13 protein-coding genes are annotated in these 13393 nt (G+C 75.8%); 9 read left to right on the top strand and 4 right to left on the bottom strand.

Going from position 1 to position 13393, the window contains the following annotated elements:
* Positions 1 to 112 precede the first annotated feature (112 nt).
* Both ACIA8Q_RS17955 and ACIA8Q_RS17950 read left to right on the top strand, forming a co-directional pair.
* Positions 113 to 763 carry a helix-turn-helix domain-containing protein gene (locus tag ACIA8Q_RS17955; RefSeq protein ID WP_360218217.1) on the top strand — a complete coding sequence of 217 codons (651 nt, stop codon included), beginning with the start codon at positions 113 to 115 and terminating at the stop codon, positions 761 to 763.
* 27 nt (positions 764 to 790) lie between these two features.
* Positions 791 to 1597, top strand: a complete 807-nt coding sequence (locus tag ACIA8Q_RS17950) for a S16 family serine protease (RefSeq protein ID WP_387901525.1) — start codon at positions 791 to 793, stop codon at positions 1595 to 1597.
* A gap of 33 nt (positions 1598 to 1630) precedes the next feature.
* Here the strand turns inward: ACIA8Q_RS17950 and ACIA8Q_RS17945 are convergent, their stop codons facing one another.
* A complete protein-coding gene (locus ACIA8Q_RS17945; protein ID WP_360218211.1) occupies positions 1631 to 2203 on the bottom strand; it encodes an Lrp/AsnC family transcriptional regulator in 573 nt (190 codons plus the stop codon).
* A gap of 209 nt (positions 2204 to 2412) precedes the next feature.
* Here ACIA8Q_RS17945 and ACIA8Q_RS17940 point away from each other — a divergent pair, with 209 nt between their 5' ends.
* A complete protein-coding gene (locus ACIA8Q_RS17940; protein WP_396317436.1) occupies positions 2413 to 2943 on the top strand; it encodes a VOC family protein in 531 nt (176 codons plus the stop codon).
* A 57-nt stretch (positions 2944 to 3000) separates the two neighbouring features.
* Here the strand turns inward: ACIA8Q_RS17940 and ACIA8Q_RS17935 are convergent, their stop codons facing one another.
* Positions 3001 to 3567 (bottom strand): hypothetical protein, encoded by a 567-nt coding sequence (locus ACIA8Q_RS17935; protein ID WP_396317435.1) that lies wholly within the window; start codon positions 3565 to 3567, stop codon positions 3001 to 3003.
* 132 nt (positions 3568 to 3699) lie between these two features.
* Between ACIA8Q_RS17935 and ACIA8Q_RS17930 the strand changes: the two genes are divergently transcribed.
* The 4 genes from ACIA8Q_RS17930 to ACIA8Q_RS17915 all read left to right on the top strand — a co-directional run bounded on the left by ACIA8Q_RS17930 (position 3700) and on the right by ACIA8Q_RS17915 (position 9329).
* Positions 3700 to 4404: a response regulator transcription factor gene (locus ACIA8Q_RS17930; protein ID WP_360218202.1), complete on the top strand. Its 705-nt coding sequence runs from the start codon at positions 3700 to 3702 to the stop codon at positions 4402 to 4404.
* A gap of 17 nt (positions 4405 to 4421) precedes the next feature.
* Positions 4422 to 5840, top strand: a complete 1419-nt coding sequence (locus ACIA8Q_RS17925) for a HAMP domain-containing sensor histidine kinase (protein WP_360218253.1) — start codon at positions 4422 to 4424, stop codon at positions 5838 to 5840.
* 276 nt (positions 5841 to 6116) lie between these two features.
* A complete protein-coding gene (locus tag ACIA8Q_RS17920) occupies positions 6117 to 7718 on the top strand; it encodes a cellulose binding domain-containing protein (protein WP_360218199.1) in 1602 nt (533 codons plus the stop codon).
* A gap of 210 nt (positions 7719 to 7928) precedes the next feature.
* A complete protein-coding gene (locus ACIA8Q_RS17915; RefSeq protein ID WP_387901519.1) occupies positions 7929 to 9329 on the top strand; it encodes a glycosyltransferase 87 family protein in 1401 nt (466 codons plus the stop codon).
* Positions 9330 to 9505: 176 nt separating this feature from the next.
* Here ACIA8Q_RS17915 and ACIA8Q_RS17910 read toward each other — a convergent pair whose 3' ends face one another.
* On the bottom strand, positions 9506 to 9949 hold the full coding sequence (locus ACIA8Q_RS17910) for an SsgA family sporulation/cell division regulator (protein WP_396317434.1): 444 nt from the start codon (positions 9947 to 9949) through the stop codon (positions 9506 to 9508).
* A gap of 585 nt (positions 9950 to 10534) precedes the next feature.
* Here ACIA8Q_RS17910 and ACIA8Q_RS17905 point away from each other — a divergent pair.
* Together ACIA8Q_RS17905 and ACIA8Q_RS17900 are read left to right on the top strand one after the other, a co-directional pair.
* Positions 10535 to 12151, top strand: a complete 1617-nt coding sequence (locus ACIA8Q_RS17905) for an RDD family protein (RefSeq protein ID WP_396317433.1) — start codon at positions 10535 to 10537, stop codon at positions 12149 to 12151.
* A 100-nt stretch (positions 12152 to 12251) separates the two neighbouring features.
* Positions 12252 to 12998 (top strand): RDD family protein, encoded by a 747-nt coding sequence (locus ACIA8Q_RS17900; protein ID WP_396317432.1) that lies wholly within the window; start codon positions 12252 to 12254, stop codon positions 12996 to 12998.
* Positions 12999 to 13062: 64 nt separating this feature from the next.
* Here the strand turns inward: ACIA8Q_RS17900 and ACIA8Q_RS17895 are convergent, their stop codons facing one another.
* A complete protein-coding gene (locus ACIA8Q_RS17895) occupies positions 13063 to 13314 on the bottom strand; it encodes a hypothetical protein (RefSeq protein ID WP_360218184.1) in 252 nt (83 codons plus the stop codon).
* Between the last annotated feature and the right edge of the window lie 79 nt (positions 13315 to 13393).

Here is a 13393-nt window from a genome sequence, read left to right as displayed (position 1 = left end):
CACGTCAAGGGCGACGACGTACGGTCCCAGCGCGGCCACCCCCACCTGCGCGCGACACCGAACCCGTACCGGCGTCGCCCGCCCCGCGAGCGTCGCGGAAAGGATGCCCGTCGTGACTGCCGAGACCTCCCAGACCCTGGACCGTGGCGTCCGGGTCCTCAAACTGCTCGCCGACTCCGAGCGCGGCCTCACCGTCACCGAGCTGGCGGCGCGGCTGGCCGTCAACCGCACCGTCGTCTACCGGCTGCTGGCCACCCTGGAACAGCACGGCCTGGTCCGCCGGGACATCGGCGGCCGCGCCCGGGTCGGCCTCGGGGTGCTGCGGCTGGCCCACCGGGTGCACCCGCTGCTGCGCGAGGCCGCGCTGCCGGCCCTGCGCAGCCTGGCCGAGGACCTCGGTGCCACCGCCCACCTGACCCTGGTGGACGGCAGTGAGGCGCTGGCCGTGGCCGTGGTCGAACCGAGCTGGACGGACTTCCACGTCGCCTACCGCACCGGGCTGCGCCACCCGCTCGGCGAGAGCGCCGCCGGCCGGGCGATCCTGGAGGCGCGCACCTTCCCCAGCCAGCGACGGCCGGAGCAGGGCTTCGTCATCACCCGCGCGGAGGAGCAGTCGGGGGCGTGCGGCGCGGCCGCCGCGCTGCTCGGGCTGAGCGGGATCGAGGGCAGCGTCGGCGTGGTGATGCTCAACGGGCTGGTGCCCGAACGGGTCGGCCCCCGGGTCGTCGAGGCCGCGACCGAGGTGGCCGACGCACTGAGGTAGCGGCCGAGGTGTGTTTGGATTCCCCTTGTGTCCGACACCAAGCTCCCCAAGGCCCTGACCTCCCCGCGCACCCGCGCGCTCGCGCTCTGCGGCCTGCTGGTCACCGCGCTGTTCGGCGTGGCGGCCTTCGTCCCGCTGCCGTACACGCTCACCTGGCCCGGGCTGACCGCGGACACCCTCGGCACCTACCAGGGCAAGCCCGTCATCACCATCACCGGGGCGCCGCTGCGCACCACCGAGGGCGAGCTGCGGATGGTCACCATCTCGGCCACCAACCCGGGCGAGGAGACGACGTTCCGGCGCGCCCTGCAGGCCTGGTTCGACCGGGACGAGGCGGTGCGCCCGACCGACACCGTCTACCCGCAGGGCGACCCGGCCAAGGCCGAGCAGGTGACCGCCCAGCAGATGGCCGAGTCGCAGGACAGCGCCACCACTGCGGCGCTGGACTACCTCCACCTCTCACCGGACCAGGTGAAGGTCAAGATCGACCTGGGTGACGTGGGCGGCCCGAGCGCCGGCCAGATGCTGGCCCTGGGCATCGTCGACAAGCTCGCCGGCGACGGCAAGGGCGGCGACCTCACCGGCGGGCTCAAGATCGCGGGCACCGGGACCATCGACGACCAGGGCGTCGTCGGCGCGGTCGGCGGCGTCCCGCTGAAGACGCAGGCGGCCGCCCGGGACGGCGCGACCGTGTTCCTGCTGCCCAAGGACGAGTGCGCGGACGCCAAGGTGAACACCCCAGCGGGGCTGCGGCTGGTGCCGGTCGGCACGCTCGGCGAGGCGGTCTCGGCGCTGGAGGCGCTGAAGAGCGGGGGGAGCGTCCCCGGCTGCTGACGCGGCGGGGCTCCGGAGGCGCCCCGGGCCGGCCTACTCGGCCGCGGCCTGGTCCACCAGCGGCAGGATGCGGTACGGCACCGGGTTCTCCAGGGCGATCGCGGTGGACGAGCGGACGATCCCGTCGAAGCCCACCACGCGGTCGATCACCCGCTGCAGGTCGGCGTTGGAGCGGGCCACGATCCGCACCATCATGTCCCCGGCCCCGGTGATCGTGTGCAGCTCCAGCACCTCCGGCACGCTCGCCAGGTGGGCGCGCACGTCGGCGCCCTGGCCCTGCGAGATCTCCAGGGTCGCGAAGGCCGTCACCGGGTAGCCGAGGGCGGCCGGGTCCACCTCCGGGCCGAAGCCGCCGATCACCCCCTTGGCCTGCAGCCGGTCGAGCCTGGCCTGCACGGTGCCGCGGGCGACCTGGAGTCGGCGAGAGCACTCCAGCACCCCGATCCGGGGCTCCTCCGCCAGCAGCCGGATCAGCCGGCCGTCCAGCGCGTCGATCGCGTCGTTCCCGCCACCCGGCCCCGCTCCGGGGCCGGCGCCGGCCGAAGCGCCTTGCGGGGCGGGGGAGTTGGGCGAGCCTGAGGAGCTCGGGGAGTGGGCGGGGGGCATCGCGGCTCCGTCCTCCGATGGGCATTCTGTACAGCGGCGCCGCCGATTCTCCCGCCCCGGCGCACAGCTTGACCAGGAGGAAACGGAACAGTTGCGCGCAGGTCGGCTCGGCGCCACCCTCCAGCCACGACCCCGTGCGCCGGGCCCCACCCCGGCGCGCGGGCCCCACGTGGTCCACGTGGTCCCGTACGCCTACCGGGAGGGCCGACATGACCGAGACCGCCGCCGAACCCGTCCTGCTCACCGCCGGCCCGGGGGAGACCGACCCCCTCCCGACGGGCCGCGCCGACGCGGTGGTCTTCGCGGTCGGCGACGCCGAGCGGGCCGCCCACCGCTACGCCGCCGCACTCGGACTGCGATGTACCGCCTACGCCGGGCCGGAGACCGAGGAGCCGGAGACGGTCTCCTACGTGCTGAGCGCACCCGGCACGCGGATCGTGCTCACCTCGCTGGTCCAGGTGATCGGCCCGCGCGGGCGGGAGCTGGCCGGGTACCTGGCCCGGCACGGGGACGGCGTGCTGGACCTCTCGGTGAGCGTGCCCGACGTGTACTACGCCTACGACTACGCGGTGGACCGGGGCGCGCTGTCGCTCGCCGAGCCGTACGAGGCGCGGGACCGCTTCGGCACGGTGGTGCTGGCGACCATCGGGGTGCCCGGCGGGACGAGGCACACGCTGGTCGACCGGTCCCGCTACGGCGGGCCGTACCTGCCCGGCTACCTTCCGTTCGAGGCCTGGTGAGGGCCCGGTGAGCCCGGACGGGGCCCGGCGGGTCCGACGGGGCCCGGTGCGGCGGGTTCAGCGGACCGCCGTCTCCACCACGGGCGGGTGCCCGTTCCAGTAGACGAAGACCGAGTTGGCCTGCTCGCCCTTGGTGAAGTCGATCCGCATCCACTGGTCGCCGTTCCAGACCTGCATCTGCCAGCCCGGATCCGGGGTGGCGGAGACCAGCGAGGCCTTGTCCGGGCGGATGTCCAGGGCGACCTTGCCGCCCGGCACCGGGTAGCTCTTCACCGACGACGTGGGGGTCGTGGCGGGCGTGGGCCGGCGGGTGGCCGACGGGGCCCCGGCGGGGGTGGCCGCCGTGGTGGCGACGGGGGCCGGGCCGTGCGTCGGGCCGGTGCCGGCGGCGGTCGGGGAGGCCGGCGGGGCGGGCGTCCCGGTCGGGGTGCCCGGGTGGCCCGGGTCCGGGGTGACGGTCGCGGTGAACGGCGTGCTGTCGGCCGTCGGCGAGGGCAGCGGCAGCGCCGTCGGCTGCTCGAACGCGGCGCCGGTCAGCACCGCGTGCACGCCGAACCAGGACAGCGCCACCGCCGCCCCGGTGGCCGCCGCCCAGGCGCCGAGCTGTACCAGTCCGTTCCGCATCGTCCGCTCATCCTGCCGTACTCCGGGCCGGTGCGGGCGGGCACCCCTGGTGTCCCCCGGGGGAGTTGCCCGGTGTCCGGGGCCACCCCGAGGTACAGACCACTGACCGCCGATGGCGTACCGTGCAGGGCCATGGCAACAGTGCTCGTGGTCGAGGACGACCCCTTCGTACGTTCCGCCCTCATCCGGCACCTGACCGACACCGGTCATGCGGTCCGCAGTGTGGGCACGGCACTCGAGGCGCTGCGGGAGGTCGCCCAGGTCGGCTGCGACCTGGTGATCCTCGATCTGGGCCTGCCGGATCTGGACGGCAGCGAGGCGCTCAAGATGATCCGGGGCCTGACCAACGTGCCGGTGATCATCTGCACCGCCCGGGACGACGAGGCGGAGATCGTCCGGCTGCTCAACGACGGCGCCGACGACTACCTGGTGAAACCTTTCTCCGGAGAACACCTCAGCGCTCGGATGGCCGCCGTGCTGCGCAGGCTCGGCGGCGGCGCCGCCCCCGCCGCCCAGGTGCTGCGGGTCGGCGGACTCGCCATCGACCTGCAGCGGCGGGAGGCCGCGCTGGACGGGCGGGCGCTCGACCTGACCCGCCGTGAGTTCGACCTGCTGGCCTTCCTCGCCGGGCGGCCCGGCGTGGTCGTGCCGCGCAAGGAGATCCTCGCCGAGGTCTGGCAGCAGACCTACGGCGGCGACCAGACCATCGACGTCCACCTCTCCTGGCTGCGCCGCAAACTCGGCGAGACCGCCTCCAACCCCCGCTACCTGCACACCGTCCGGGGCGTCGGCGTCCGGCTGGAGCCCTCCGGGGGCCCCGCGGAGCACCGGACATGAGGCGGTTCGGACGCTCGCTGCGCTGGGCCCTGATCAAGGCCGCCGTCGCCGGGACCACCATGGTCGCGCTGGCCTTCCTCATCCCGCTCGGCCTGATGGTCCAGCAGACCGCCCGGGACCGGGCGTTCACCGCCGCCGAGCGGCAGGCCGCCGCACTCGGCCCGGCCCTCGCCATCACCACCGACCAGGACGCCATCAACCGCGCCCTGGCCAGCACCGACGCCGGCGGGCAGGGCCGGATGGCCGTCCACCTGCCCGCCCCGACGGCCGCCGCCGCACCGCCCGGGGTGGGCGGCCCCGGCGGCCCCACCATCGGCGAGGCCCGGGCCGCCGCCGGAGACGTGTCCACCGCCGGCGGGCAGGGCCGCTCCTTCACCGTCGAGGTGCCCGGCGGGTACGCGCTGCTCCAGCCGGTCGCGGTGGACACCGGGCGCACCGCCGTGGTCGAGGTGTTCGTCGCCGACGGCGACCTCACCCGGGGCGTCTCCACCGCCTGGCTGGTGCTCTCCGGGGTCGCGCTCGCCCTCGTCGCCATCGCCGTCCTGGTCGCCGACCGGATGGGCACCCGGATCGTCGCCTCCGCCCGCCGGCTGGCCGGCGCCGCCCGCTCGCTCGGCGCGGGCAACCTCGCCGTCCGCGTCCCGGTGGACGGCCGGCAGGCGGCCGGCAGCCCCGAGGAACTGCGCGAGGCCGCCCACGCGTTCAACACGATGGCCGACCGGGTCGTCCAACTCCTCGCCGCCGAAAGGGAACTGGCCGCCGACCTGTCCCACCGGCTGCGCACCCCGCTGACCGTGCTGCGGCTCAACGCCGCCTCCCTCGGCGAGGGCGACGCCGCCGACGCCACCCGGCACGCGGTCTCCCAACTGGAGCGCGAGGTCGACCAGATCATCCGCTCGGCCCGCCGCGCCCCCGAAGACGCGCCCGCCGTGGCCGTCGGCTGCGACGTCGCCGAGGTGATCCGCGAGCGGGTCGGGTTCTGGTCCGCCCTGGCCGAGGACGAGGGACGCCGCTGGCAACTCGCCGGCGCCGACCGGGCGGCACCCGTCCCGATCCAGCGCGCCGACCTCGCCGCCGCCGTCGACGCGCTGCTCGGCAACGTCTTCCGGCACACCGCCGTCGGCACCGCCTTCTCCGTCGACGTGCTCGCCACCGACAGCTCGGTCATCGTGCTGGTCGGCGACGCCGGCCCCGGGTTCAGTGACCCGGCCGCCGCCCTCGAGCGCGGCGCGGGCCACGGCGGCGACGGCTCCACCGGCCTCGGCCTGGACATCGTCCGCAAGCTCACCGAGTCCACCGGCGGCGACCTGGCGCTCGGCCGCTCGGCCGTGCTCGGGGGCGCGGAGATCCGGCTGCGGCTGCTGAGCCGCCCGGACCACACGGCGCAGGCGCGGCCCGCCCGGCGGCGCAACCGGGGGGCGCTGTTCCAGCGGTGACGGTGCGGCAGCCGGGGAGCTGCCGTGGGGATGCTGCGCGCCCGCCGCGGGGGCGGTGTGTGGACCGGCCCGCGCGGGCGGCCCGCGGACGGCTCTTCCTTAAGCCCGCCCTAAGGGAGCACTACCCCTCGCTCAGCCCGCCGGTTCGGGCCCCGGCCCGCCGCTAGCGTCGGTCCCGCCGGTCGCCCGACCGAGCCGGGCCGGCCGCCCGGAAGTCCGTACGCACCCGCGTCCGGACGGCGGCCGACCGCAAGGCACCCGCGGAGGTAACGCGCCATGACTACCCAGCCCGACAGCCGCCGAGGCCGCCGCCGGCGCAGCCGCAAGGGCACGATCATCGGGGCCTCGGCGGTCGCCGCCGCACTGGTCGCCGGCGGCGTGGTGGTCCTCGCCTCCTCGGCCAGCGCCGCCTCGCTCGGCGCCGTCTACAGCCGCACCAGCAGCTGGGACGCCGGCTACACCGGCCAGTACCTGGTCACCAACCCGGACAGCCACCCGATCGAGGACTGGACGCTCAGCTTCGACCTCCCGGCCGGCGCGAAGATCGACTCGCTCTGGAACGCCACCTTCACCGCCGCCGGCCAGCACGTCACCGTCAGGCCGGAGGCGTGGAGCAAGCGGCTGGAGCCCGGCAGGAGCGTGGTGGTCGGCTTCGTCGCCCAGGGCGCCGGCGCCGCACAGACCGAGCCGGCGAACTGCCTCATCAACAACACCTCCTGCAAGGGCGGGGACGGCCCGGCACCCACGCCCTCCGGCCGTCCCACCGCGACCTCGACGCCCACCCCCGCGCCGACCGCGACCGCCACCGCCACCCGCACGGCCACCGCCACCCCCACGGCGACGGCCGGCCCGACCGGAAAGCCCAGCCCGACCGCCACGGCGAAGCCGACCACCCCGGCGCCGACCCCCACCCCGACCGCCACCCCCACGGCGACCGGTGTGCCCGTACCCCCGGCCGCCGGGGCCGGCTTCGCCCCGTACGTCGACACCTCGCTCTACCCGCCGTACGACCTGGTCGCCACCGCCAAGGCGACCGGCGTCAGGAACGTCAACCTGGCCTTCGTGGTCTCCGGCGGCGGCTGCGTGCCCAAGTGGGGCGGGGTCAGCGACCTGTCCGCCGACGCGGTGGCCGCCCAGATCGGCGCGCTGCGGGCGATCGGCGGCGACGTCCGGGTCTCCTTCGGCGGCGCCAACGGCAGCGAGCTGGCCCTCGCCTGCGGCTCCACCGCCGACCTGACCGCCGCCTACCAGAAGACCGTCGACGCCTACGGCCTGACCAAGGTCGACTTCGACGTCGAGGGCGGCGCGATCGCCGACACCGCCGCCAACACCCGCCGGGCCCAGGCCGTCGCCCAGCTGCAGAAGAACGCGGCCGCCAAGGGCAAGGCCCTCGACGTCTCCTTCACCCTGCCCGCGCTGCCCTCCGGCCTGACCCAGGAGGGCGTCAACCTGATCGCCGACGCCAAGAAGAACGGTGTCGCGGTCGGCGCGGTCAACATCATGGCCATGGACTTCGGCGACGGCGTCGCCCCGAACCCGCAGGGCCAGATGGGCAAGTACGCGATCGCCGCGGCCACCGCCACCCAGGCCCAGGTCAAGAGCGTGCTCGGGCTGGACGACGCGGCCGCCTGGCGCAAGGTCGCGGTGACCCCGATGATCGGCGTCAACGACGTCGCCAGCGAGGTCTTCACCGTCGCCGACGCCAAGCAGCTCGCCGAGTTCGCCGGCAGCAAGCACCTCGCCTGGCTGGCCATGTGGTCCGGCACCCGGGACAAGGCCTGCGAGGGCGGCGCCAAGGCCTACGCCGACGCCACCTGCAGCAGCATCGTCCAGCAGCCGCTGGACTTCACCCGGGCCCTGGGCGCCTACACGGGCTGACCGCACCCCCGGCGCCGTCCGGGGCCCCGCCCGGGCCCCGGACCGGCGTGACCGACCTCCCCTCCCGGACCCGGCCGTCCGTGCTCCGCCCGCAACGGAGCGCGGCCGGCCGGGTCGCTTCGTCACGCTGAGTCACCGATCCTGCCCAGGCCGGGCCGCCCCGCATCCGGTATCGTCGGCGGTTGGTCGGACGGTGGACGGAGTGGACAGGTGACAGCGGTACAAGACGAGCGCAGCCCGGTGCGGACCGCACCCGACTCCGCGCCCGCCCCCCTGTCGGACCGTCTGCGGGACGCGCTCGGCACCCCCGTCCGCGCCCTGCGCGAGGCCCCCCGCCGACCGCTGCTGGCCGCCTCGGGCCTGGCCCTGTTGTCCCTGGTCGTGTACGCAGTGGTCCGTCACTTCGTCCACACCTCGATGGTGGACATGATCGTCTACCGGGCCGAGGGCGCCGCCGTCGCCAACGGCACCGACCTGTACGCGCTGCGCGTCACCGAGTGGAACCTCCCCGCGACCTACCCGCCGTTCGCGGCGATGCTGTTCGTGCCGACCACCTGGTTCCCGGTCCCGTTCCTCCGGGTCGCGATCACTCTCGGCAACCTCGGGCTGTTGGCGTTGCTGACCCACCTGTCCTTCAAGCTGGTCGGCTGGCCGCGCCGCGAACTGCGGCCGATCGGCGTGATCCTGGTGACCGGCTGCGGAGTCTGGCTCGAACCCGTCTTCACCACGCTCCGGTACGGCCAAATCAACCTCGCGCTCGCCTGCCTGATCCTCTGGGACCTCACCCGCCCGGACGGCCGCCGCAGCAAGGGCGTGGCGATCGGCATCGCCGCCGGCATCAAGCTCACTCCCGGACTGTTCGCCGTCTACCTGCTGGTCACCGGCCGGATCCGGGCGGCCTTCGTGGCCGGCTTCACCTTCCTCGGCACCTTCCTGATCGGCGCCCTCGTCCTCCCCGACGCCACCTGGGGCTTCTGGACCGAGTACCTCTACGACTCGTCCCGCGTCGGCAAGACGTACATCGTCGACAACCAGTCCCTGCGCGGCGCCCTGGCCCGACTGCTGCACGCCGCCGAGCCCGGCACCCTGGCCACCCTGGCCGGCGGGCTCGTCGCGGTGGCCGGCCTCGCCGTCGCCGCCTGGGCCGCCCGCAGCGCCCGCTGGCTGCCCCGGTCCGAGGCCTGGGGCGTCTGCTGCGCCGCCGTCACCGCCGTGCTGATCTCGCCGATCAGCTGGACCCACCACTGGGTCTGGTGCGTGCCGGTGCTCGTCCTGCTGGCCGCCGAGGCGTCCGTCGAGCACGCCCGTCCGGCCGCCGTCCGCCGACTGCGCTGGCGCGCCGCCTTCTGGGCGACGCTGGTCGCCTTCCTCTCCTTCGCCATGTGGGCGGCCAAACCGTTCGGGGTGGCCGTGCTGCACATGGGGCCGCTGCGTCAGCTGCCCACCTCGGTCTACCCGTGGGTCGGGCTCTGCTTCCTGCTCGCCGCCGCCATCCGGATAAGGGCACGGCGGCGCTCCGCCGGTGCCCCGCTGGTCCGGCTGCCCGGCCAGCGCGGCGGTGGCGGACCGGACGCCGCCCGCGGCCGTCAGCAGGCCCCCGCGGCCCGCTGAGCCGGCGGGGGCGCCGCTCCCGTCGTGGTCCGCGCCGCCGGGGCGGCCGGGGCCGTCGTCGTCCGGGGTGCCGTCGTCCGGATCGCGCGGCTCGGTCGTGGCCGTCCGTGCTGCGCCCGTCCGTGCTGCAGCCGTCCTGACTGCGTCCGGCGCGGGTGCGGTCGGTGCGCGCACGCTCAGGCGAGCAGGTCGGCGAGCGAGCCGTCCATGTCCAGCGCGGCCATCTCGCTGCCCGGCGGGACCAGCCGGTGCGCCCGCTCCAGCCAGGCCGCGACGACCGGCAGCGGCGCCTCCAGCAGCGCGTCCCCGGCGGGGGAGCTCAGCGCCAGGCAGAGCACGCTGCGCCGGCCCTTGGCGGCGCCCCCGGCCGAGGGCTGGGGGGCGGTGGGCCAGATCCGCACGTCGCCCTGGCCGCAGGGCCGGAAGGTGCCCTCGACCAGCAGCTCGCGGGCGAACACCCAGGTCACCGGCGAGCCGGTGTCCAGGTGGAAGGTGATGTGCACCGCGTACGGGTCGTGGCTGCCGTAGGACAGCCGGGCCGGCACGGGGACGCTGTGCTCGGGGGAGAGCACCAGGTTGAGTTCCAGCTCGTGCTCGACGACGCCGGTGGGGCGCTCCATGATCGTCTTCCTCTCTGTCGTCGGCTGCCCGGTTCCGGGCCCGCCGATTGGGAGAGGCCGCTCCGCCGCGGTTCTTACACGGGTTACCGGGTTTTCCCCGGAAAGTTCAGCGCGAGGTGGTGAACGGCCGACCGCACGGCGCACGACCACCCTCGCGCGCCGGAACCGTGCGGCCGCCCTTACCCCGGACGGCCCACCGCTGTCCGGGTATTCGCCAACTTCCCGTCGCCGCCCCGACGAGGCACTACCCTTTGTGACTGCCCGGCGACTGTCCGCCCATCGGTGGTGCCCGCGCGCGCCGGGAGGCTCCCGGGCGTACTGGGCGGGGCGCCGGGCGGGCGTGCCGTCCCGGCCCCGCGGAAGGCCGGCCGGCCGGGCCGGAGGGCACCAGGAGCCGCCCGGAGCCGCCCGGGCCCAGCACGAACCACCAGTAGCCACTGGGAACCGCCAGGAACCACCGGAAGAGCGCCAGGAAACCCGCCAGACGACCCGCGAGGAAACCCGCAAGGAACCCACCAGGGCCGAGCCGCCGTCCGCCAGGACCCGCCGGCGCCGGCCAGGACCCGCCAGGAAAGAAGACCCGCCATGACGGACCGCCCCTTCGCCGCCGCCGGCGACCCGGCCGTCGGACCCGAGCCCGGTTACTACCCCGACCCCTCCATCCCCGGTTTCGTCCGCTACTGGGGCGGTGCCGCGTGGGTGCCGGGCACCAGCCGGCCCGCCCCGGCGCCGGGCGAGGTGCTGGAACCGCCCCGGTACGCGGCCCGGCGGGCCGCACCCGCGGGGGCCCGGGTGGTGCCACCTCCGGTGGTCCCGGCGGCGGTCGCGCCGGAGCCGCCCGGCGGAGGGTCCGCCCGGGCCCGGGGCGAGGACACCGGGCCGGTCTACCTGGACCAGACCACGGGCGGGGCGTCGTTCGTCCTCGGGCCGAGGGTGGCGGAGGTGATCGGCGGGCCGGTGTTCCGCACGGTCGGTCCGGCGGGGGGCGGGGCCGGGCCCGGCGAGCAGCCGGTCGCGGCCGGGCCGCCGGCCGGGCCGGTGCCTGGGGGCGTGCCGTCGGTGGGAGGTCCCTCGGGGGGAGGTCTCTCGGTGGGCGTGCCGTCGGCGGGTGTGCCGCCGGTCGGGGCGTTCCCGGCGGAGCTGCGGGCGGCGGGGGCGTCGGCGGAGGCGGAGCCGGCGGTGCCCGGCTGGCAGGTCGACCCGCGGGCGCAGCCCGGGCTGATGGAGACCGGCGGGTCGGCGCGCTGGGTCTCCTGGGGGGTGCTTCCGGGGGCGTCCGAGGGGGAGGAGGGGCGCGCGGAGGGTGAGCGTGCTCCGGTTGCTGCCGTCCCGGCGGGCGGCCGCCGTCCAGCCGTGGAGGTGTCGGCGCCACCGGCCGTCGCCGGGTCCGTCGCTCCGCCCGTACCCGCGGCCCGCGACGCGGAGCGCGCCACCCGGGCCGAGCCTGCGCCCGAGCCCGTGGCCGTCACCGTCGCCGAACCCGTGACCGCCCCGAAGTCCGTCACCGCCCCGAAGTCCGTCACCGCCGCGAAGTCCGTCGCCGCGCCGAAGTCCGTCGCTGCGCCGAAGTCGGCAGCCGCTGCGCATTCCGCGGCCGCCGCGAAGTCCGTCGCCGTACCGAAGGCCGCGGTCGCGCCGACCCCCGCCGTCTCGCGGTCCGCCGCGCGCCCGGCCAGGACGGCCGCCGCCCGCCGCCGCCAGGCCCCGGCCGGCCCGGCCGGGCTCGGGCGCCGGCTGGCCGCGCGGGCGGTGGACACCGCCGTCCTGCTGGTGGTCGCCGTCGCCGCCGGCATCCCGCTCGGCGGTTCGGTCTCCGAGCACATCCGGCAGAAGCTCGACCAGGCCCGGATGGCCAGTGCCCTCACCCGCCGCCAGGTCCAGGTCTGGCTGGTGGACGACGTGGTGGTGGGCAAGATCGCCGTCCTGCTCGGCATCCTGCTCTTCGTCGGCCTGCTCTACGAGGTGCTGCCGACCGCGCGGACCGGCCAGACCTTCGGCAAGCGACTGACCGGGATCCGGGTGGTGGACGCCGCCGCCACCGGTGGCCGGACCGGTCTCGGCCTCGGCCGCTCGCTGCTGCGGTGGGCCGTCCGGCTGCTCGGACTCGTGCTGCTGCTCGGGCTGGTCTGGCCGGTGTTCGACCGTGTGGCCCGGCGCGGCTGGCAGGACCTCGCGGCCCGTACCCGGGTGGTCCGCGGCTGAGCGCCGCCGGTGGCGGGCCGGGTGGGCCCATTCCGGCCGCTGCCGACAAAACGGACAGAATGTGCCAAAGGGCAAGAATTCGTGATGTTCTACTCGGGGGATGAGCACCCACGACCCCTCAGGCCCCCAGCCGGAGGGGGGCGGTCAGCCCTCCTCCGACAAGCAGCCCCCGCAGCCGGGCGGCGGCACGCCGGAAGGCCGCCCGTCGGACCCCGACCCGTCGTCGGCCCCACCCCCCGCCGGCGGCCCGTCCGGCGGGGGCCCGGCCGACGGCCCCGGCGCGTACGGCGGCACCTACGGCGGCCCGACGTACGGTCAGACCCCGTACGGCCAGAACCCCTACGGGCAGTCGCCCTACGACCAGCCCCCGCCCGGCTACGGCCCCGCCGGCTACGGGACCCCCGGCGCCGGACCCGTCCCCGGCATGCCGCCGCTCGGCACCTGGCCCAAGCGGATCCTCGCCCGGTTCATCGACTACCTGCTGGTCCAGGCCGTCGCCGTGATCATCGTCGCGCCCTTCGCCAGCCTCGGTGACCGCTCGGGCTCGGCGGGCTCCTTCTGGCTGGCCTGCGCCATCTGGCTGGTCTACGACGCCCTGATGGTCGGCCGCGACGGCCAGAGCCTCGGGAAGAAGGCGATGCACATCCGCGTCGCCATGCTGATCGACGGGAACGTCCCCACCCAGTCGGCCGCCTGGACCCGCTCCGCGGTCTTCATCCTCCCCGCCGTGCTCTGCTGCGCCGCCCTCTGGTGGGTCATCGACGGCCTGTTCGGCGTCTTCGACAAGCCCTACCGGCAGTGCATCCACGACAAGGCCGCGAAGACCGTGGTCGTCACCACCCTCTGACCGGCCCGGGCCGGCCCTGACCGGTCCGGCCCGACCGGCCCGACCCGCGACGCCCGGCGGCGGATCAGCGCTGCCGGGCGTACTCGCGCCCGGCAGCGGCCGGAGGCGCCGCGTGCGCCGCCCCCGCAGACCGGTCGGAGCGTCCGGACACGGCCACCGCCAACACCGTCACCACGGTGCCGAGCGCCAGCGCGAAACCCACCAGCACCGCGACCTCCAGGGCGCCGGTGGCACCCGAGACGGCCAGCAGCGCCACCGTGGCGGCGACGACGGTGAACGAACCAAGGCAGTACTGGGCGGCGGACGGACGCGGCATGACGGGGGCTCCTTCGCACGTCGGGGGGAACGGGCGGAACACTGCCGGCTCCAGGAGTCCTACCCGGCAAGGGAGTTCG

The organism is Kitasatospora sp. NPDC051705, assembly GCF_044453265.1.
Classification (GTDB): Bacteria; Actinomycetota; Actinomycetes; order Streptomycetales; family Streptomycetaceae; genus Kitasatospora.
This window is presented reverse-complemented; position numbering and strand designations above follow the sequence as displayed.